Source organism: Streptomyces spectabilis (assembly GCF_008704795.1).
Taxonomy (GTDB): domain Bacteria; phylum Actinomycetota; class Actinomycetes; order Streptomycetales; family Streptomycetaceae; genus Streptomyces; species Streptomyces spectabilis.
Map to the genome: position 1 here is coordinate 5,292,834 of NZ_CP023690.1, position 20,386 is coordinate 5,313,219.

At 72.2% G+C, this 20,386-nt stretch carries 18 protein-coding genes; 9 read left to right on the forward strand and 9 right to left on the reverse strand.

Features of this window, described 5'->3' with window-relative positions; all coding sequences use genetic code 11:
• Positions 1-23: 23 nt before the first annotated feature.
• From sp36 to CP982_RS23190, 4 genes are all read left to right on the forward strand, one after another.
• On the forward strand, positions 24-185 hold the full coding sequence (gene sp36, locus CP982_RS23175) for a Sp36 family protein (protein WP_003975360.1): 162 nt from the start codon (positions 24-26) through the stop codon (positions 183-185).
• On the forward strand, positions 182-646 hold the full coding sequence (locus CP982_RS23180) for a RidA family protein (protein WP_150512283.1): 465 nt from the start codon (positions 182-184) through the stop codon (positions 644-646). The genes sp36 and CP982_RS23180 overlap by 4 nt, the downstream gene beginning before the upstream one ends.
• Positions 647-769: 123 nt before the next feature.
• On the forward strand, positions 770-1,636 hold the full coding sequence (locus CP982_RS23185; RefSeq protein WP_150512284.1) for an NUDIX hydrolase: 867 nt from the start codon (positions 770-772) through the stop codon (positions 1,634-1,636).
• Positions 1,637-1,685: 49 nt separating this feature from the next.
• On the forward strand, positions 1,686-2,516 hold the full coding sequence (locus tag CP982_RS23190) for an MBL fold metallo-hydrolase (RefSeq protein WP_150512285.1): 831 nt from the start codon (positions 1,686-1,688) through the stop codon (positions 2,514-2,516).
• Here the strand turns inward: CP982_RS23190 and CP982_RS23195 are convergent.
• Both CP982_RS23195 and CP982_RS23200 read right to left on the reverse strand, forming a co-directional pair.
• On the reverse strand, positions 2,513-3,343 hold the full coding sequence (locus CP982_RS23195) for a nucleotidyltransferase domain-containing protein (protein ID WP_150512286.1): 831 nt from the start codon (positions 3,341-3,343) through the stop codon (positions 2,513-2,515). The two genes, CP982_RS23190 and CP982_RS23195, sit on opposite strands and share 4 nt — an antisense overlap.
• A 161-nt stretch (positions 3,344-3,504) precedes the next feature.
• The gene (locus CP982_RS23200; RefSeq protein ID WP_006382668.1) at positions 3,505-4,179 is read right to left on the reverse strand and encodes a Crp/Fnr family transcriptional regulator; all 675 of its coding nucleotides are present in this window, start codon (positions 4,177-4,179) and stop codon (positions 3,505-3,507) included.
• Between the two features lie 474 nt (positions 4,180-4,653).
• On the opposite strand from CP982_RS23200, the gene nth reads away from it, so the two are divergent.
• The 3 genes from nth to CP982_RS23215 all read left to right on the forward strand — a co-directional run bounded on the left by nth (position 4,654) and on the right by CP982_RS23215 (position 7,969).
• Complete coding sequence (gene nth / locus CP982_RS23205) at positions 4,654-5,619, forward strand: endonuclease III (protein WP_150512287.1); 966 nt, start codon at positions 4,654-4,656, stop codon at positions 5,617-5,619.
• Positions 5,620-6,012: 393 nt separating this feature from the next.
• Positions 6,013-6,654, forward strand: coding sequence for an NUDIX hydrolase (locus CP982_RS23210; RefSeq protein WP_150515657.1), 642 nt, complete (start codon positions 6,013-6,015; stop codon positions 6,652-6,654).
• Positions 6,655-6,766: 112 nt separating this feature from the next.
• Positions 6,767-7,969: a MarP family serine protease gene (locus tag CP982_RS23215; protein ID WP_150512288.1), complete on the forward strand. Its 1,203-nt coding sequence runs from the start codon at positions 6,767-6,769 to the stop codon at positions 7,967-7,969.
• A 120-nt stretch (positions 7,970-8,089) separates the two neighbouring features.
• On the opposite strand, the gene CP982_RS23220 is transcribed toward CP982_RS23215, so the two are convergent.
• From CP982_RS23220 to CP982_RS23245, 6 genes are all read right to left on the reverse strand, one after another.
• Entirely contained in the window at positions 8,090-8,290 is a 201-nt protein-coding gene (locus CP982_RS23220; RefSeq protein ID WP_150512289.1) for a hypothetical protein, read from the reverse strand.
• 132 nt (positions 8,291-8,422) lie between these two features.
• Complete coding sequence (locus tag CP982_RS23225) at positions 8,423-9,370, reverse strand: alpha/beta fold hydrolase (RefSeq protein ID WP_150512290.1); 948 nt, start codon at positions 9,368-9,370, stop codon at positions 8,423-8,425.
• Positions 9,367-9,867 carry a phage holin family protein gene (locus CP982_RS23230; RefSeq protein WP_150512291.1) on the reverse strand — a complete coding sequence of 167 codons (501 nt, stop codon included), beginning with the start codon at positions 9,865-9,867 and terminating at the stop codon, positions 9,367-9,369. Before CP982_RS23230 ends, CP982_RS23225 begins: the two co-directional genes overlap by 4 nt.
• An 87-nt stretch (positions 9,868-9,954) precedes the next feature.
• Positions 9,955-11,391: a Na+/H+ antiporter NhaA gene (gene nhaA / locus CP982_RS23235; protein ID WP_150512292.1), complete on the reverse strand. Its 1,437-nt coding sequence runs from the start codon at positions 11,389-11,391 to the stop codon at positions 9,955-9,957.
• Positions 11,392-11,668: 277 nt separating this feature from the next.
• Entirely contained in the window at positions 11,669-13,669 is a 2,001-nt protein-coding gene (gene acs / locus CP982_RS23240; protein WP_150512293.1) for an acetate--CoA ligase, read from the reverse strand.
• A gap of 254 nt (positions 13,670-13,923) precedes the next feature.
• On the reverse strand, positions 13,924-16,362 hold the full coding sequence (locus tag CP982_RS23245; RefSeq protein ID WP_150512294.1) for a bifunctional SulP family inorganic anion transporter/carbonic anhydrase: 2,439 nt from the start codon (positions 16,360-16,362) through the stop codon (positions 13,924-13,926).
• Positions 16,363-16,656: 294 nt separating this feature from the next.
• Here CP982_RS23245 and CP982_RS23250 point away from each other — a divergent pair, with 294 nt between their 5' ends.
• The gene (locus CP982_RS23250) at positions 16,657-17,946 is read left to right on the forward strand and encodes a polysaccharide deacetylase family protein (RefSeq protein WP_150512295.1); all 1,290 of its coding nucleotides are present in this window, start codon (positions 16,657-16,659) and stop codon (positions 17,944-17,946) included.
• A 42-nt stretch (positions 17,947-17,988) separates the two neighbouring features.
• On the opposite strand, the gene CP982_RS23255 is transcribed toward CP982_RS23250, so the two are convergent.
• Positions 17,989-18,969, reverse strand: a complete 981-nt coding sequence (locus CP982_RS23255) for an ATP-binding protein (RefSeq protein ID WP_150512296.1) — start codon at positions 18,967-18,969, stop codon at positions 17,989-17,991.
• A gap of 101 nt (positions 18,970-19,070) precedes the next feature.
• Between CP982_RS23255 and CP982_RS23260 the strand changes: the two genes are divergently transcribed.
• A complete protein-coding gene (locus CP982_RS23260) occupies positions 19,071-19,898 on the forward strand; it encodes a Fic family protein (RefSeq protein WP_150512297.1) in 828 nt (275 codons plus the stop codon).
• The last annotated feature ends 488 nt before the right edge of the window (positions 19,899-20,386 follow it).

Here is a 20,386-nt window from a genome sequence, read left to right on the forward strand (position 1 = left end):
GTCCCAGGCATTACAGTCGCCGTATGACCAAGTGGGAATACGCAACCGTGCCGCTGCTCGTCCATGCCACGAAGCAGATTCTGGACACCTGGGGCGAGGACGGCTGGGAGCTGGTCCAGGTCGTTCCGGGTCCGAACAACCCCGAGCAGCTGGTGGCCTATCTGAAGCGCGAGAAGCAGGCATGAGCGCCGTAGAGGCGAAGCTGGCGGAGCTCGGGCACACGCTGCCCGAGGTCGTCCCGCCGCTCGCGGCGTACCAGCCGGCCGTGCGCTCGGGGGTGTACGTGTACACCGCCGGGCAGCTGCCCATGGTGGAGGGCAAGCTGCCCGTCACCGGCAAGGTCGGCGCCGAGGTCACGCCCGAGGAGGCCAAGGACCTGGCCCGCCTGTGCGCGCTCAACGCCCTCGCGGCCGTGAAGTCCGTCGCGGGTGACCTCGACCGGATCGCCCGGGTCGTGAAGGTCACCGGCTTCGTCGCGTCGGCCCCCGACTTCACCGGCCAGCCCGGCGTCCTGAACGGCGCGAGCGAGCTGCTCGGCGCGGCCCTCGGCGACGCCGGCGTGCACGCGCGCAGCGCGGTGGGCGTGGCGGTCCTCCCGCTGGACGCCCCGGTCGAGGTCGAGATCCAGGTGGAGCTCAAGCCGTAGTGCCTCGGGCGGCCGGGCGGCGGTCCGCTCCCGCCCGGCCACCCGCCCCGGGGCCCCGGCCCCCTCGCCGGGGCACCGAAGGTGACCCTCGAACATCCGCTCCACCTCGGATAGCCTCCGCCCATGGCAACTGGGCAGTGGTACCCACCGGAGTGGCCCGACCGCGTCCGCGCCCTCGCGAGCGGCGACCTGACCCCGGCACCCCCACGCCCCGCCGCGACGGTGATGCTCCTGCGGGACACCCCGCAGGGCCCGGAGGTGCACCTGCTCCGGCGCCGTACGTCGATGCCCTTCGCGGCGGGCGCGTACGCCTACCCCGGCGGCGGTGTCGACCCCCGCGACCACGAGCGCGCCATCCGCTGGGCGGGCCCGCCGCGCGCCGCCTGGGCGGCCCGCCTCGGCGTCGAGGAGGCCGCGGCCCAGGCCATGGTCTGCGCGGCCGTCCGCGAGACGTACGAGGAAGCGGGCGTCCTGCTCGCGGGCCCGAGCCCGGACACGGTCGTCGGCGACACCACGGGCGACGACTGGGAGGCGGACCGGCAGGCCCTCGTGGCCCGTGACCTGTCCTTCGCCGAGTTCCTCGACCGCCGCGGCCTGGTGCTGCGCAGCGACCTCCTGGGCGCGTGGGCCCGCTGGATCACCCCGGAGTTCGAGCCGCGCCGCTACGACACGTTCTTCTTCGTGGCCGCGCTCCCGGAGGGCCAGCGCACCCGCAACGCCTCCACGGAGGCCGACCGCACGGAGTGGATCGGCCCGGCGGCCGCCGCCGCCCGCTACGACCGCGGCGAGTTCGTCATGATGCCGCCGACCATCGCCACCCTGCGCCAGCTCGCCCCGCACCGCGCCGCCGCCGACGCCGTGGCCGCGGCGTCCGGGCACGACCTCACCCCGGTCCTGGCCCGGGCCCGCATCGAGGACGGGGAGCTGGTGCTCTCCTGGCCGGGCCACGACGAGTTCACCAAGCACATCCCCTCCGGCGGCCCGGCATGACCCGGCCGCAGACATCGACCACCCCGAGTCCGACGGGAGCCGTCCCCGCATGACCGAAGCAGCCGCCCTGCCGGGCCGGCCCCGTGGCGGGGTGCTCAGCGGCCCCGCCACCGACCGCGCCGTCAACGTCCTCGCGCCGAACCCGTCGGCGATGACCCTGGACGGCACCAACACCTGGATCGTCGCCGAGCCGGACTCCGACCTCGCGGTCGTCATCGACCCGGGCCCGCTGCACGAGGCGCACCTCGCCGAGGTCGTCGCGACCGCCGAGCGGGCGGGCAAGCGCGTCGCGCTCACCCTCCTCACGCACGGCCACCCCGACCACTCCGAGGGCGCCGTCCGCTTCGCCGAGCTGACCGGCAGCAAGGTCCGCGCCCTCGACCCGGCGCTGCGCCTGGGCGACGAGGGCCTCGCCGCCGGTGACGTCATCACGACCGGCGGCCTGGAGCTGCGCGTCGTACCGACGCCCGGCCACACCGCCGACTCGATCTGCTTCCATCTCCCGGCCGACCGCGCCGTCCTGACGGGCGACACGGTCCTCGGCCGCGGCACCACGGTCGTCGCCCACCCCGACGGACGGCTCGGCGACTACCTGGACTCGCTGCGCCGCCTGCGGTCGCTGACCGTCGACGACGGCGTGCACACGGTCCTGCCGGGTCACGGCCCGGTCCTGGAGGATGCCCAGGGGGCCGTCGAGTTCTATCTGGCGCACCGCGCCCACCGCCTCGCCCAGGTGGAGACGGCCGTCGAGAACGGTCACGTGACGGCGTCCGACGTCGTGGCGCACGTGTACGCGGACGTGGACCGCTCCCTGTGGCCCGCCGCCGAGCTGTCGGTGCTCGCGCAGTTGGAGTACCTCAAGGAGCACGGCCTGATCTAGGGCGTGTCCGATGGGCCGGGCGTCCTGGCGCCGTGCCGTGCGGTGTACTCCCGCGCGAGCCACGGTCCGAGTACGTCCGTGAGCTCGCGCACCGCACCGGGGTCGGCCACCGGCTCGTACGCCAGGGCGGCGGCCGCCCGCATCCGGTCGGCCCACTCGGGGCAGTACCGGCCGAACACCTCCGCCATCTCGTCGAGTTCGCCGGTCCAGCCGTTCCAGCGGGGCATGACGAGCGTGAAGCCGGTGCGGACGACGCGCCGGGAGACCGTCCGGCACAGGGCTCGCAGGGCGGCGTCGTCGCCCGCGGCCGCGGCGGAGTCGAGGCGCTCTCGCCAGGACGGCAGGAGGGCCGCCAGGTCGCCGTTGGTCCCCCTGGCGAGCCGGCTGTCGGGCCGGTAGCGGGGCAGGAATTCGGCCAGGTCCTCGCCGAGCAGCGGCGTACAGAGGCAGGCGAGGAACCAGCCGTGGTCGTACGTCTCGTGGTCGCTCAGGACGCGCGCGCGGCTCAGCAGCAGGATGCCGACGCCGTCGACCTCCGCGAACTCCTTGTCGACGGCGGCGGACACGGCGCGCGCGTCGGCGCGGTCCCCGTCGCCCGGCTCCTCGCGCAGGACGAGGAGGAGGTCCAGGTCGGAGCGGTGGACGCGGGCGGTGCCGCGCGGCACGGAGCCGTACAGGTAGGCGCTGTCGAGCCGCTTGCCGAAGACGTCCGCGACCTGGTCCCGCGCGGCGGCGACGACGGGCCGGAAGGCGTCCTGGACGCGTCCCAGGGAGCCGTCGCGCTCGATGTAGCCCTGGCTGTCGAGGCCACGCCTGACGGTAGTCATGGGGCCACTGTGCAGGGTGGGTGCCCGCGGGGCACGCACTTTTCCCGGGCGGCACGGCGGGACGTACGCCGTCGGACGTACGGCGCCGGGGTGCGGGCGGGGGCCGGGTACGCCGAACGCACCGGGCCCGTGGGCGCGGTGCGTTCGGTGAGCGGGGTGGGTCAGCGCGACCGCTTGGCCAGGCGCTCCACGTCCAGGAGGATCACGGCGCGGGCCTCCAGGCGCAGCCAGCCGCGGCCCGCGAAGTCCGCGAGGGCCTTGTTGACCGTCTCGCGGGAGGCGCCGACGAGCTGGGCGAGCTCTTCCTGCGTGAGGTCGTGCACCACGTGGATGCCCTCTTCGGACTGCACGCCGAAACGGCGGGACAGGTCGAGCAGGGCGCGCGCCACGCGGCCGGGGACGTCGGAGAACACGAGGTCCGACATCTGGTCGTTGGTCTTGCGCAGGCGCCGGGCGACGGCGCGCAGCAGGGCGGCGGCCACCTCGGGGCGGGCGTTGAGCCACGGCTGGAGGTCGCCGTGGCCGAGGCCGAGCAGCTTGACCTCGGTGAGGGCGGTGGCGGTGGCCGTACGGGGGCCCGGGTCGAAGAGCGAGAGCTCACCGATGAGCTCGCCGGGGCCGAGGACGGCGAGCATGTTCTCGCGGCCGTCGGGGGAGGTGCGGTGGAGCTTCACCTTGCCTTCGGTGACCACGTACAGGCGGTCTCCGGGGTCGCCCTCATGAAAGAGCGCGTCTCCGCGTGCGAGCGTCACCTCACTCATGGAGGCGCGGAGCTCCGCGGCCTGCTCGTCATCGAGCGCCGCGAAGAGCGGGGCGCGCCGCAGAACGTCGTCCACGAGTTCTCTCCTTGTCGACCTGCATCAGGGGACGGTGCCCCCAGTTTGCCGGACGGTTCAAACAGTGTGATCAGTCACTCAAGTCTGCCGCACTTGTGACGGAGGCAATGCGGAAGGGGGCCAATTGGGGGCCGATCCGGGGGATCGGCGCCGGATGCGGCCGCCCGGCCGGAGACCGGACACCCGCCTCCGGGCCCGTGAGAGCACAGGCCACAGCGGCGCGAAGCACGGTTACGCAGGATGATTCTGCTGTGGGCGAACACGCTTCCGCCACTGCTGAGAATCGGACAAATCGGGCTGGTGTGGCGCGCTGGGGGAGGGCGCCGGGGGTGCGCTGGGGAGGGTGCGCTCCGGCGTGCGCCCGGCACCGGTCACCGCGGTCGGAGTCTCGGCCGGCACCTCGGCCGGTGCCCGCCGCGGTGACAAGTGCGCATCTCCGCCGCCGCTGTCGGTAGCGGCCCGTACGCTGGCCGCATGGCGAATCAAGGCGCTTCACGGGCCGCTCGGCCCCCGGCGAAGAAGGTGTCGGACGCGGAGGTCCCCGCGAAGAAGGCCGCGGCCGCGAAGGCCCCGGCGAAGAAGGCCCCCGCGAAGCGGGCGCCGGCCGCGAAGGCGCCCGCCAGAAGTGTGAAGGCGCCCGCCGCGGCCAAGGGCGTGAAGGCCCCCGCCGCGCCCAGGACGCACACGGCCCTCGTCCGCCAGGCCCGCCGCATCAACCGCGAGCTCGCCGACGTGTATCCGTATGCGCACCCCGAGCTCGATTTCGAAAATCCGTTCCAATTGCTCGTGGCGACCGTCCTGTCCGCGCAGACGACGGACCTGCGGGTCAATCAGACGACACCGGCCCTCTTCGCCAAGTACCCGACCCCGGAGGACCTCGCCGCCGCGAACCCCGAAGAGGTCGAGGAAGTGATCCGGCCGACCGGGTTCTTCCGCGCCAAGACCCGGTCGATCATGGGCCTTTCCGCCGCTCTGCGGGACGACTTCGGCGGTGAGGTCCCCGGCCGCCTCGAAGACCTGGTGAAACTGCCGGGCGTGGGCCGCAAGACCGCCTTCGTCGTCCTCGGCAACGCCTTCGGGGTCCCCGGCATCACCGTGGACACCCACTTCGGCCGTCTCGTGCGCCGCTGGAAGTGGACGGAGGAGACCGACCCGGACAAGGTCGAGGCCGCCGTCGGCGCGCTCTTCCCCAAGAGCGACTGGACGATGCTGTCGCACCGCGTGATCTTCCACGGCCGCCGCATCTGCCACTCCCGCAAGCCCGCGTGCGGCGCCTGCCCGATCGCCCCCCTCTGTCCGTCGTACGGAGAGGGCGAGACGGACCCGGAGAAGGCCGAGAAGCTCCTGAAGTACGAGAAGGGCGGGCTGCCCGGACAGCGCCTCAAGCCCCCGCCGGACTACCCCGGCAAGCCCGCGCCGCCGCTCGGCGCCGCGGGGTGATCGAGGAACCATCGGCGGGGCCGGTGGCGTTGTGGAGAGATGGAGGGACGGACGGGGGAGCACGGGGGGACCGGGGTTCCGATGACGCACGCGAGTGACACGCACACAGGCGGCAGGGACATGAGCGACGACGGCGAGAAGCACGGCACGGACTCCCACGGGGCGCGGGGCCCCCACACCCACGAGACCCCGGACGGAGCCCGGCCCCACCCGCCCGGCGGCGCCCAGACGCACCCCGCCCCGGGCGCCCCGCGAGCGCGGCAGCCGTACGCCCCTCGCGCGCAGGCCGTCGGCGCCTCCCGCGCGCAGGGCGCCACCGCCCCCCGGGACACCCCGGGGCCTGCCGCCTCCGCCCCCCAAGACCACGGCCGGACCCCCCTCACCACCGAGGGCCTGCCCTCCTGGCTCGACCCCGTCGTGCGGGCGGCCGCCACGGTGCGGCCCGATCAGCTGAGCCGGTTCCTGCCCCCGGAAGGCGGCGGCGGGCGGCAGTCCGCCGTGCTCGTCCTCTTCGGAGAGGGCGAGCGGGGGCCCGAGCTGCTGCTCATGGAGCGGGCCGGCTCGCTGCGCTCGCACGCGGGGCAGCCGTCGTTCCCCGGCGGCTCCCTGGACCCGGAGGACGGGGACCCGCGGGGCGAGGGGCCGCTGCGCGCCGCCCTCAGAGAGGCCGAGGAGGAGACCGGGCTCGACCCGCGCGGCGTCCAGCTCTTCGGGGTGCTGCCGAGCCTGTTCATCCCCGTGAGCGATTTCGTCGTGACCCCCGTCCTCGGCTGGTGGCGCGCGCCGAGCCCGGTGTTCGCCGTCGACCCGGCCGAGACCGCCCGGGTCTTCACCGTGCCCGTGTCCGACCTCACGGACCCGGCGAACCGCGCGATGGCGGTGCACCCCCGTGGTCACCAGGGCCCCGCCTTCCTCGTGGAGTCCGCTCTGGTCTGGGGGTTCACCGCCGGGGTCATCGACAGGATCCTGCACTTCGCCGGGTGGGAGCGCCCCTGGGACAGGGACCGCCGCGTCCCGCTCGACTGGGGCTCATGACAAGGTTGCGGGGACCGAGGCCACCGGGGCCGAGGACGGGCGCGGCCACGCGGGGCGTGGCGTGCGACGGCGACCGCGAGGCGGCGATTCATGCGAGGCGAGGACTGAATCGGTGAACGTGCTGGACATCCTGCTGCTGCTCGCCGCGGTGTGGTTCGCGATCGTCGGCTATCGCCAGGGCTTCGTCGTCGGCATCCTGTCCGTGATCGGCTTCCTCGGCGGCGGTCTCGTCGCGGTGTATCTGCTGCCCGTCGTCTGGGACGCCATGACCGACGAGGGCGCGAAGGTCACGACGACCGCGGCGGTGATCGCCGTCGTCGTGGTGATCGTCTGCGCCTCCGTCGGCCAGGCCTTCACCACCCACCTGGGCAACAAGCTGCGCCGGTACATCACCTGGCAGCCCGCCAGAGCCCTGGACGCCACCGGCGGCGCCCTGGTCAACGTGGTGGCGATGCTGCTGGTCGCCTGGCTGATCGGCTCCCTCCTCGCGGGCACGACGCTGCCGACGCTCGGCAAGGAGGTCCGCAACTCCAAGGTGCTGCTCGGCATCGACCGCGCCCTGCCCGGCCAGGCCGACACCTGGTTCACGGACTTCTCCTCGGTCCTCGCGAGGAACGGCTTCCCGCAGGTCTTCAGCCCGTTCTCGAACGAGCCGATCAAGGAGGTCCCGCCCCCGGACCCGAAGCTCGCCCGCAGCCAGGTCGCCGTCACCGCCAAGCGCTCCATCGTGAAGGTCAGCGGCGACGCGCACAGCTGCGGCAAGGCCCTCGAGGGCACCGGCTTCGTCTTCGCCCCGCGCCGCGTCATGACGAACGCGCACGTGGTCGGCGGCGTGGACGAGCCCAGGGTCCAGATAGGCGGTGAGGCCGAGAAGTACGACGCCAAGGTCGTGCTCTACGACTGGGAGCGCGACATCGCCGTGCTCGACGTGCCCTCGCTGCCCGCCCCCGCCCTGAAGTTCGCCTCCGGCGACGCCGTGAGCGGCAACAGCGCCATCGTGGCGGGCTTCCCCGAGGACGGCCCGTACGACGTGCGCGCCGCGCGCGTCCGCGGCCGCATCACGGCCAAGGGCCCGGACATCTACCACCGGGGCACGGTCCGCCGCGATGTGTACTCGCTGTACGCCACGGTCCGCCAGGGCAACTCCGGCGGACCGCTGCTCACCCCCAAGGGCGAGGTCTACGGCGTCGTGTTCGCCAAGTCCCTCGACGACCCCGACACCGGCTACGCCCTGACGGCGGACGAGATCCGCGAGGACATCGAGCGCGGCCGCACCGCCAACCAGGAGGTCGACAGCCAGGGGTGCGCGCTCTAGGGGTGCGATACAGGAGCGCCCCGAAGGGGCGCGGGGCTACGTCGATGTGCGGCTCCGCCGCGTGGGCGCGACCAGCCACAGACGGCCCGCAGATTTCGCGCCGCGCCTCCCAGCGGAACGCTAGTCGCGCGTGTGCCGCAACCGCGCCGAGACCCAGCGCGCGCGGCGCCGCAGGATGCGCGGGATGCCGATGGCCTGTGCGGATGCCGAGTGCTCCGGGTAGCCCTGTTCGCGCGGGCCGCCGCCCCCCTCGTGGCCGTTCACCACGGTGGCCGTGCGGCGCTTGCGTGCTACGTCACTGTAGTCGTGCGTCCAGCCCATACCCGGACGTGTGCCCGTGCCTCAAGGTCGGTAACCGCGCACAGGGGCCCCAATTGGCCTATGCGCCAGGCAATTGGCGTTCGTAGGACTGGCGTTCCCGCATTCGGGTGACGCCGTGGTCGGGCGGGGGCGTCAGCGGTCCGGCTCGGGGTCCTTCAGCCAGCTCACCAGCTCGTTGGAGAAGGCCACCGGGTCCTCCTCGTGGGGGAAGTGCCCCAGGCCGTCGAACAGCCGCCAGCGGTACGGCGCTTCGACGTACTCGCCGGAACCGGCCGCGCTGCGGGTGCGCATCACCGGGTCGAGGGATCCGTGCACATGGAGCGTGGGCACCCGCACCGGCCGCTTCATGCGCCGGTTGAACTGGATCCCGTCGGGGCGCGCCATGGACCGCACCATCCAGCGGTACGGCTCGATCGAGCAGTGCGCCGTCGAGGGGATGCACATCGCGCGGCGGTACGTCTCCACCGCCTCGTCGTCCGGGAGGCGCGGCCCGGACCAGTCCCGCATCAGGCGGCCCACCAGGGCGCCGTCGTCCGCGATGAGCTGGCGCTCCGGGACCCAGGGTCGCTGGAAGCCCCACACGTACGACCCGGCGGCGGTCTGCTTCATGTCCCGCAGCATCGCCGAGCGCCAGCGCCGGGGGTGCGGCATGGAGGTGACGGCGAGGCGGCGCACCAGCTTGGGCCGCATCACGGCGGCCGTCCAGGCGAGGTAGCCGCCCAGGTCGTGGCCGACGAGCGCGGCGTCGGGCTCGCCGAGGGAGCGCACCACGCCGGTGATGTCGAGGGCCAGGTTGGCCGGGTCGTAGCCGCGCGGGGTGCGGTCGCTGCCGCCGACGCCCCGCAGGTCCATCGCCACCGCGCGGAAGCCCGCGTCGGCGAGCGAGACGAGCTGGTGCCGCCAGGCCCACCAGAACTGCGGGAAGCCGTGGAGCAGCAGCACCAGCGGCCCGTCACCGAGCTCCGCGATGTGGAAGCGGGCGCCGTTGGCGGCGACGTCCCGGTGCGTCCAGGGTCCGTCGATGCGTACGGCCGACGCGGTCGCGGAGGCGTGCTGGGGGGGATTGGCGGGGTCCGTCATGGAGTCGAGCGTGCCACAGCGTCGGCCCGCTCACCCTTCTCGAGCTCAAGAGCGCTCTTCGCGGGGGTCACGGGGCGCGGATGCGGCTTGACGTTCTGCAGCACGGCGGCCGTCTCCTTGGCCGCGGCGGCGGCCTTCTGCGGGCCCTTGCCCTTGGCGGCCTTCTTGGCGAAGATCACGCCGATCCAAGCGAGCACGCCCGCCACCAGGACGTTCGCGGCGAAGGACAGCACGAAGCAGATCGCGAGGTTCCAGCCGCTCCAGGTGCGGATGCCGTAGGCCAGGGCGAAGCTCAGCATCGGCAGCGAGAAGATGAGGACGGCAATGGCCGCGATGAACGCGGCACTGCCGATCGCACCACGCTTGACGTCCTGCGTCAGCTGGGCTTTGACCAGCGCGATCTCGTCGTGCACCAGCTCCGACATCTCTTTGCTCGCCGCGGAGACGAGCTGGCCGAGGCTGCGTTCGGTGCCGACGGGACCGTCGGGTGCGCTCATCGCGTACTCCTCATTTCTCTGTCTGCCGGTCAGCGTGCGCAATCCTGCCGCCCGGGGACCGGCGCCGCGCGGAAGGTTCTGGACAGATCATGCCGGACGGTGGTCCGGATCGCCCGATCCGGCCGACATTTCCGCCCGCCTGCGGTGCTCGGCGGCCTTCTTCTCGTAGATCTCCGCCATCCGCAAGTGGTAATCGGGATTGTCCTGTTCGTAGATGTCCGGGATGCCGTCGAGGTCCTCGTCGCGCTCCTCGTCGTCGCACATCGCGCGGTACTTGCGGTTGCGGAGCTTCAGCAGGACGGTGGCGAGCACGGCCGCGATCAGGGAGCCGACGAGGACCGCCGCCTTGACCTCGTCGGTGAGGGCGGGGTCGTCGCTGAAGGCGAGTTCGCCGATGAGCAGCGAGACGGTGAAGCCGATCCCGGCGAGCGAGGCGACCGCGAAGACGTCGGGCCAGGCCAGGTCGTCGTTCAGCTCGGCCCGGGTGAAGCGGGCGGCGAGCCAGGTGCCGCCGAAGATGCCGACCGTCTTGCCGAGGACCAGGCCGAGGACCACGCCGAGCGTCTCGGGCCGGGTGAAGACGTCGCCCAGTGCGCCGCCGGAGACCGCGACCCCGGCGCTGAACAGGGCGAACAGCGGCACCGCCAGGCCCGCGGAGACGGGGCGTACGAGGTGCTCGATGTGCTCGCCGGGGGAGTGCCCCTCGCCCTCCTCGCGGTGGCAGCGCAGCATCAGGCCCATGGCGACACCGGCGATGGTGGCGTGGACGCCGCTGTTGTACATCAGGCCCCAGATGACCAGGGCGAGCGGCACGTAGACGTACCAGCCGCGCACGCCCTTGCGCAGCAGCAGCCAGAAGACGGCGAGGCCGATGACGGCGCCGCCGAGCGCGGCGAAGTTCAGATCGCTGGTGAAGAAGATCGCGATGATCATGATCGCGAAGAGGTCGTCGACGACGGCGAGCGTGAGCAGGAAGGCGCGAAGGGCCGACGGCAGCGAGGTGCCGATGACCGCGAGGACCGCGAGCGCGAAGGCGATGTCGGTCGCGGTGGGCACGGCCCAGCCGTCCGTGGAGCCGCTGCCGACGGTGTTGACCAGCGTGTAGACGAGCGCCGGTACGGCCATGCCGCAGATCGCGGCGATGACGGGCAGCGCGGCGGCCTTGGGGTCGCGCAGGTCGCCCGCGACCAGCTCGCGCTTGAGCTCGATCCCGGCGACGAAGAAGAAGACCGCGAGCAGCCCGTCGGCGGCCCAGTGCTGGAGGGACAGGTCGAGACCGAGCGAGCCGGGGCCCAGATGGAAGTCCCGTACGCTCGCGTAGCTGTCCTTGAGCGGGGTGTTCGCCCAGATCAGGGCCGCGACGGCGGCGACGAGCAGTAGGACGCCGCCGACGGTCTCGGTGCGCAGCGCGTTGGCGACGAAGGTGCGCTCGGGCAGGGAGAGGCGTCCGAGGAACTTGCGGTTGCTGGGGGTGGGCGCGGCCACGGGAGTCGACCTCCGGTCGGTAGGCAGGGCTGAGCACATGCCGACCAGACTTCCCGGCGCACCTTGCGATTCTTGTCGCGTTGTTGACGTTGATCCTTAGCTTACCTAATCGCTTGGACGCGCGTGCGACGGGGGTATCCGGCGAAAGCCACTTTAGGGACAAAAGGCTCGCCCGGCAGGCGCGAAAAGGCACCCGGCGCGCGGAGCGCCGGGTGCCTTTGGGGCGCCCCAAAGGGGCGCGGGGCTGTGTCGATATGCGGCTACGCCGCGTGGGCGCGACCAGCCACGAACAACCCGCAGCCGACCGACGAGGGAATCAGTCCTCGCTGGCGGCAGCCGGAAGCTTGGACTGGATGAGGTCCATCACGGAGGAGTCCGTGAGCGTGGTGACGTCGCCGAGCTGGCGGTTCTCCGCGACGTCCCGCAGGAGGCGCCGCATGATCTTCCCGGAACGGGTCTTCGGCAGCTCGGCCACCGGCAGGATCCGCTTGGGCTTGGCGATCGGCCCGAGGGTCGTGCCCACGTGGTTGCGCAGCTCCGCGACGAGCCCCTCGTCCTCGGCGTTCGCCGTGCCGCGCAGGATCACGAAGGCCACGATCGCCTGTCCCGTGGTCTCGTCGGCCGCGCCCACGACCGCCGCCTCGGCGACCGACGGGTGCGAGACGAGCGCCGACTCCACCTCGGTGGTGGAGATGTTGTGCCCGGACACGAGCATCACGTCGTCGACCCGGCCGAGCAGCCAGATGTCGCCGTCCTCGTCCTTCTTGGCGCCGTCCCCGGCGAAGTACTTGCCCTCGAAACGCGACCAGTACGTGTCGATGAACCGCTGGTCGTCACCCCAGATGGTGCGCAGCATCGACGGCCACGGCTCGGTGAGGACCAGATAGCCACCGCCGCCGTCCGGCACCTCGTTCGCCTCGTCGTCGACGACGGTCGCGGCGATGCCCGGCAGCGCGCGCTGGGCGGAGCCCGGCTTGGTCTCGGTCACGCCCGGAAGCGGCGAGATCATCATCGCGCCGGTCTCGGTCTGCCACCAGGTGTCCACGATCGGGCAGTTGTCGCCGCCGATGTGCTTGCGGTACCAGATCCACGCCTCGGGGTTGATCGGCTCGCCGACCGAACCGAGGACGCGCAGCGACGACAGGTCGAACTTCGCGGGGATGTCGTCGCCCCACTTCATGAACGTACGGATCGCCGTGGGCGCCGTGTACAGGATCGTCACCCCGTACTTCTGCACGATCTCCCAGAAGCGGCCCTGGTGCGGGGTGTCCGGGGTGCCCTCGTAGATCACCTGCGTCGCGCCGTTCGACAGCGGTCCGTACGTGATGTACGAGTGGCCCGTCACCCAGCCGATGTCGGCCGTGCACCAGTAGACGTCGGTCTCCGGCTTGAGGTCGAAGACCGCGTGGTGGGTGTACGACGCCTGCGTCAGATAGCCGCCCGACGTGTGCAGGATGCCCTTCGGCTTCCCCGTCGTGCCCGAGGTGTACAGGATGAACAGCGGCTGCTCGGCCTCGAAGGCCTCCGGGGCGTGCTCGGCCGACTGCCGTCCGACCACGTCGTGCCACCACACGTCGCGGCCCTCGGTCCAGGCCACCTCCTGCTCCGTGCGCCGTACGACGAGGACCTTGTCGACGCCCTCCACACGGCCCAGGGCCTCGTCGACCGCGGGCTTCAGCGCGGACGGCTTGCCCCGGCGGTAGCCGCCGTCGGCGGTGATGACGAGCTTGGCGTCGGCGTCCTTGATGCGGGCGGCGATCGCGTCGGCGGAGAAGCCGCCGAAGACCACCGAGTGCGCGGCGCCGATGCGGGCGCACGCCAGCATGGCCACGACCGCCTCGGGGATCATCGGCAGATAGACGGCGACCCGGTCGCCCTTGCCGACGCCCAGCTCCGTCAGGGCGTTGGCGGCGCGGCTCACCTCGTCCTTCAGCTGGGCATAGGTGATGGCCCGGCTGTCGCCGGGCTCGCCCTCGAAGTGGATGGCCACCCGGTCGCCGTGGCCCGCCTCGACGTGGCGGTCCACGCAGTTGTACGCGACGTTGAGCTTGCCGTCCTCGAACCACTTCGCGAACGGCGGGTTCGACCAGTCGAGCGTCTTGGTCGGTTCGGTGGCCCAGGTCAGCCGACGGGCCTGCTCGGCCCAGAAGCCGAGCCTGTCAGCCTTGGCCTGCTCGTACGCTTCCGCGCTGACGTTGGCCCGCGCGGCCAGATCGGCCGGCGGCGCGAAGCGACGCTCCTCCTTCAAGAGGTTGGCCAGGCTTTCGTTACTCACGACATCTCCCTTTCTCAGGGTGTCCGTTGTGTCCCAAGCCACAGCTCATCAGACACCCGGCCCTGGTGACAAGGGCTTGCCGATAATTGGTTTAGACCTGTAGAGGGTGGCAGGTCGGGGGTGTTCGGCATAGGGGGCGCGCCGGGGCGCGTAGGGGCGTGTCGGAGCGCTTTTGCGTGCGCTTGAGGGTGCGCGAGAGTGCTTGAGGGGCGCTTCGGGATGCTTCAGGGCGCTCAGGGCGCTCAGGCGTTGAAGGGCGAGGGCGAGGCCTCCCGCCCGGCGGGAGGCCGTCGTGCTCAGCCCGTCGGTGTGGCCTCCGCCCGGGGCGACGGCCGCACCTGGCTGAACACCTCGTGCGGCAGGGGCTTGCCGCCGTCGGCCGCACCGCCCTCGCCGCCCTCACTGCCGTGCGCGCCGCCGTGCGTGTCCGGTGCGCCGCGGGGGCCCTCGGCCAGCAGATAGGCCTGGGCCTCGCCGACGTGGAAGTACATCCCGTGCAGCTCCAGGGTCCCCTCGGCGAGGCGTCGCGCGACCGCCTCGTGGGCCCGCAGATGCTCCAGCTGCTGGACCACATTGGTCAGGCAGAGCTGCTCCACCGCGTCGGCGGGCGCCCGCCCGGCGAGGCGCGGGGCGATCCTGCCGGGCGGCTCGGCGGTGCTGGAGGCCGCCATCCGCTCCAGGCTCGGCAGGCCGTGCCGCAGCCACCGCTTGAGCGGCGTCTGCGCCCCGGACGGCGGGGAGCTGAGCAGCGCCTGCATCGCCCCGCAGCCCGAATGTCCGCACACGGTGATGGACTTGACCTTCAGGACATCCACCGCGTACTCGATCGCGGCGGCGACCGAGTCGTCGCCGCTCTCGGCGCCGGGCAGCGGCACCAGATTGCCCACGTTCCGTACGACGAAGAGGTCGCCCGGGCCGCTGGACGTGATCATGGAGGTGACGACCCGGGAGTCGGCACACGTCAGGAACAGCTGCACGGGCTGCTGGCCCTCGCGCGCGAGCCGGGCCAGCTCGCCACGCACGCGCGGGGCCGTGTGCTGCTGGAAGGCGCTGATGCCCTGGGCCAGTTCGTGCTGGTGGTGGGGGTGGCCGTGGTGGTCGCTCCCGGAGGGCTGCGGGGGCGCTTCGCAGTTGTGGTTGCGCCACGGAGTCCAGGGGCGGCAGCTGCAGTGGGCGATCCGCGCGGGCTCGGCGATCCGCTGGCCGCCCCGGCCGGTGATCTCGGCCGTGCCGCCGTGCGCGGCGTGCGCGTCCTGCCAGCTCTGTAGCGTCTCGTACGCCGCGTGGTCCATGAAGGAGCCGTCCAGCTCCACGACGGCGTGGGCCCGGTGGGGGATGTGGTGCAGACAGCGGCTGAGCCGGGGCACCGCGAGAAACGTCAACTGGCCCCGGACGTGGATGTGGTGGACTCCTTCCGTGTCCTCGTCGCAGGTGATGCGGGTGCGGGCGAGGCGGTGCAGGGCCACGGCCACGGCCGCGGCGACGCCGAGCGCGACCCCTTCGAGGACGCCGAGCACGACCACGCCGAGGGTGGTGACCGCGTAGACCAGGATCTCGCGGTGCCGGGTGACCGTACGGATGTGGTTCAGGCTGACCATCTGGATGCCGACGGCCATGACGAGGGCGGCGAGGGCGGCGAGCGGGATCAGCTCCAGGACGGGCACGAGCAGCAGGGCGGCCACTACTACCCAAACGCCGTGCAGCATCGTGGAGTTCCTGCTGACGGCGCCCGCGCGCACGTTCGCCACGCTGCGGACCGCGACTCCGGCGACCGGGAGGCCGCCGAGCGCTCCGGAGAGGATGTTCGACGCGCCCTGGCTGCGCAGTTCGCGGTCGAGGTCGGAACGGCCCACGCCGGGGGGCGAGTCCGGGCGGCCGGACGTGAGCTTGTCGATGGCGACCGCGCCGAGCAGCGACTGCACGCTGCACACCAGCGTGATGGTGAGCACGGCCGCCACCAGGCCGAGCGTGGGCCCTTCGGGCAGTCCCGCGAGCGCGTGGCTGCGCCAGGACGGCAGGTCGACCTTGTCGAGGTGCAGCGCGGCGAAGCCGGCGAGCGCCGTGGCGGCGGCGACGGCCACCAGGGGTGCGGGCAGCACGCGCGCGGCGCGCCCCGCGCGTCCGGGCAGGTGCGGCCAGAGGAGCAGCAGCAGAAGTGTCAGGAGGCTGATCGACAGGGCCGCCGGGCGCAGCTCGGTCAGCTGGGCGGGCAGGCCGCGGAGGTTGTCGATCACTGAGCTCTGGGGGGTGCCGCCGAGCACGATGTGGAGCTGGGCGACGGCGATGGTGACGCCGATCCCGGCGAGCATGCCGTGCACCACGGCGGGGCTGACGGCGAGGGCCGTGCGAGCTACGCGCAGACAGCCGAGGCCTACCTGGGTGATGCCCGCGAGGACGGTGATCGCGCACGTGGTGCGCCAGCCGTAGCGCTGGATGAGGTCGGCGGTGACGACGGTGAGCCCGGCGGCGGGGCCGCTGACCTGGAGCGGGGAGCCGGCGAGGCGGCCTCCGACGATGCCGCCGACGGCCGCGGCGACGAGGCCGGCCTGGAGGGGCGCCCCGGTGGCGAGGGCGATGCCGAGGGACAGGGGCAGGGCGATCAGGAACACGGCGATCGACGCGGAGAGGTCGGCGCCTGCGATGCGGAAGGCGCGGCGCGGCGGTGGCGCGTGCGGCTGCCGGGCGCTTGCGGCTGGGGCCGAGTCGGTGGCGCGTGGGGGGACGCTGGCAGACATTTTCCCGTCTCCTCCGGGGCGGCGCGGTCGCGGAACAGGTGGGCCTCCGACGGGCTGCCGGAGGGCGGGTCGCGGCCGTGGGTCACGGCGTTGCAGCGGCGGGATGACTCAACTCTCGGTAAACGAATCGTAATGCAGAGTAAAGGTCACGGCAGGATTTTCGACGCAAATGGGGCAACCGATCATCCCAATGAGTGAATAACCCTATTCATCGGCTTGTCGTAACAAGGCTTCCGTACCCCTGTGCGAAGTTGCTCGGGTTCTGTCCCAATTCGTACGGAAGTAGGTGGGCGGATGGCCGCCAACCAGAGGACTGCCGCCGCGGCCGGGCTCGCCGCCCTCGTGGTCTGCGTAGCGGCCCTGGCCGGGTGCGGGAGTGGCGCGTCCGACACGAAGAAGAGCGCGCGCGAGGGCGCGCACGGCGCGAAGAAGCCGCCGGGCGCCGCCGCGCCCAAGTCGCCGGTCCGGATGATCGGCGACGGCTCCACCGCGTTCACCGGCAAGCAGCCGCTGCTGCCCCGGCCGGAACGGCTGAGGCCGGGGCAGAAGCCGCCGCAGTTCGTGGTCTTCTCCTGGGACGGCGCGGGCGAGGACGGCCAGAAGCTCTTCTCGCACTTCCGCAAGGTCGCCAAGCGCAACAACGCCACCATGACCTACTTCCTCAGCGGTGTGTACATGCTTCCGCAGGAGAAGCGCGCGCTCTACAAACCGCCCCAGCACCTGGCCGGCAGCTCGGACATCGGCTTCAACGACCGCCAGGGAATCAAGGACACCGTGGACCAGCTCCGCGGCGCCTGGCTGGAGGGCAACGAGGTCGGCACGCACTTCAACGGCCACTTCTGCGGCGCGGGCCGGGGCGTCGACGAGTGGTCCGTCGCCGACTGGAAGAGCGAGATCCGGCAGGCCAAGTCCTTTGTGAAGGCCTGGAAGACGAACACGGGCCTCAAGAGCGCGCTGCCGCTGCCCTTCGACTACGACAAGGAGCTCATCGGCGCCCGCACCCCCTGTCTCGAAGGCCGCGCGAACTTCATGCGGGCGGCGCGCGAACTGGGCTTCCGCTACGACACCAGCGGTGTGAACAACCAGCTCTGGCCCGAGAAGAAGGAGGGTCTGTGGGACCTGTCGATGCAGCTCGTCCCCGTCCCCGGGCGCGGCTTCGAGACGCTCACCATGGACTACAACTTCATGGTGAACCAGTCCGGTTCGACCTCCCAGGGCGACCCGTCCCGGCATGAGTACTGGGGCGACCAGATGCGCGACGGCCTGCTGAAGGGCTTCGACCGCGCCTACTACGGAAACCGCGCGCCCCTGATCATCGGCAACCACTTCGAATCCTGGAACGGCGGCACGTACATGCGCGCCATCGAGGAGACCATCGAGCGGGTCTGCACCAAGAGGGACGTGCGGTGCGTGTCCTTCCGGCAGCTCGCTGACTGGCTGGACGCCCAGGACCCGAAGGTCCTCGCCAAGCTCACCGAGCTGGGCGTCGGCAAGGCCCCCAAGGAGGGCTGGCCCGCCTTCCTCTCGGCCCGCCCGGCTCCGGCACCCAAGGGGGTCCCGGGGGCTGAACCGGCCAAGAGGTAGGGGTCCGCGGGACGCGCGGGCGGTGGCGGTCGCGCGGGTCCCTCAGGCCGTGGCGACCGCTTCCTCGCGCAGGACGAAGTCGGGGTCGATCTGGGACGCCAGGTCGGCTCCGGTCCTGGCGTTGCCCCAGCTCTGCGCGTTCTTCAGGTGGAAGTGGACCATCTGGCGCGTGTACCGGTCCCAGTCGCGGTGCTCGTACGTGGCGTCGACGGCGTCCTGAAGCGTCCGCAGGGCGCTGCGGTTGGCGTCCTCCAGGAGGGCGAACCGGGGCGGGCGGCCCTTCTCCATGGCGCGCACCCAGTTCGAGTGCCCGACGGTCACCAGGAGGTCGTCGCCGACCTGCTCGCGCAGGAAGTCGATGTCGTCCTGGCCCTGGACCTTGTTGCCCACGACCTTCAGGGCCACGCCGAAGTCGTGTGCGTAGTCGCGGTACTGGCGGTAGACGGAGACCCCCTTCCTGGTCGGCTCGGCGACGAGGAACGTCATGTCGAAGCGGGTGAACATCCCTGAGGCGAAGGAGTCCGAGCCCGCGGTCATGTCGACGACGGCGTACTCGTCACGGCCGTCGACCAGGTGGTTCAGACACAGCTCCACCGCTCCGGTCTTGGAGTGGTAGCAGGCGACACCGAGGTCGGCTTCGGTGAACGGCCCGGTGACCATCAAACGCACGGCGCCGCCGTCGAGTTCCACCGGCCGCGCGCAGGCGTCGTACACCGGGTTCTGCTCGCGGAGCCGCAGCAGCCGGGAGCCGTCGCCGGGCGGCGTCGTCTTGATCATCGTCTCCGCGGAGGCGATGCGCGGGTTGGCGCCGCGCAGATAGTCCTTGATCAGCGGCAGGCGCGCGCCCATGGCGGGCAGCTCGGCGGCCTGCTCGTCGTCGAGGCCGAGCGCGGGGCCGAGGTGCTGGTTGATGTCGGCGTCCACCGCGACGACGGGTGCGCCGGTGGCGGCGAGGTGTCGGATGAAGAGCGAGGACAGCGTGGTCTTGCCGCTGCCGCCCTTCCCCACGAAAGCGATTTTCATGGTCGGTTAGCGTAGCGGCGGGCCCGGCGGCGGACGGGCCCCCGAGTGAAGAAGACCACTCCTTCGTGGGGCGGCGGCCCCGAGTGCGTAGGGTCGTACTCATGAGTACGACACCTGATCCGCTGGCTCCCCTGGGCGCCCTGCCCGGCGTCCCGGAAGCCGTGGACTCCGTGCGCAAGGCAGTGGACCGCGTCTACGGACACCGGATCATGCGCCGCCGCAGCAACGAGATCACCTCGGAGGCCGCGCTGCGCGGCGCCCGTGGCTCCGCCGTGCTGTCCGGTGCCGAGTGGGCGCTCGAAGAGGTGCGCAGGCGCAGCGACTTCAGTGGTGACGCCGAGGCGCGCGTCGTGGGCGCCGCGCTGCGGCTCACGGCCGAGGCGGGGCAGCTGCTGTCCATCTGGCGGCAGTCGCCGCTGCGGGTCCTCGCGCGGCTGCACCTGGTCGCGGCGGCCGACTCGGACGAGGCGGCGGGCCGCCCACGGCTCGCGGGCGAGCCGGTCGACGAACCCCTGGACGGGCCCTCGTCCGCGCTGGCGCTGCCGGACGCCGACGAGGTGGCGGGGCGCCTGGAGGGGCTCTCGCGCATCGTCGTCGCGGGCAGCTCCGCACCCGCCCTGGTGCTGGCGTCCGTGGTGCACGGCGAGCTCGCGGTGCTGCGGCCCTTCGGTTCGCACAACGGCCTGGTCGCGCGCGCGGCCGAGCGCATCGTGTTGGTGGGCAGTGGGCTCGACCCGAAGTCGGTGTGCCCGGCCGAGGCGGGCCACGCGGAGCTGGGGCGCGACGCCTACGCGGCGGCGCTCGCGGGCTACGCGTCCGGCACGGCGGAGGGGCTCGCTGCCTGGATCGCCCACTGCGGCAAGGCCGTTGAGCTGGGCGTCAGGGAGTCGACGGCGGTGTGCGAGGCGCTGCAGCGGGGCGCCGCCTAGGGCGAGGTCCTGGGGTGTGCGATCGGCCCTGAAGCCCCGGGGTGTGCGATCGGCCCCGAAGAGGGTTGCCGACCGGCCCTGAACAGGGTTGCGGCGGTACGAGGATTCGTACCGCCGCTGGCATGTTCACCGGGGTACCAAGCGTCCTCGAATCATGTGCCCATCAGGTCGGGAACCTTGCCCGTCACCTGGTGCGGCTGGCCCGTAATCGACGGGTCGACGTCGCGTGGGTGCTCGGTGTCCATGCTTCGGTCCGTGGGGCCAATTCTGCGGTTGAAGGTAATCCTCTCGGATGTCCTTGGTCTCGCGGGCCGTTGAATCCTTTGTACTACGGTCCTCCGGGAAGCGGAAGCCCTGACCGCACTTCTTTACTTTTAGGTTCAAACAAGGGCGAATCGGGCGCTGCTTTCCGGGTGCCCCTCGAAGCCCGGTCGCATCCCTACGCGCGCGTGCCTGTCGCGTCCCTCGAGGGGTCCCTCGTGCCGCCC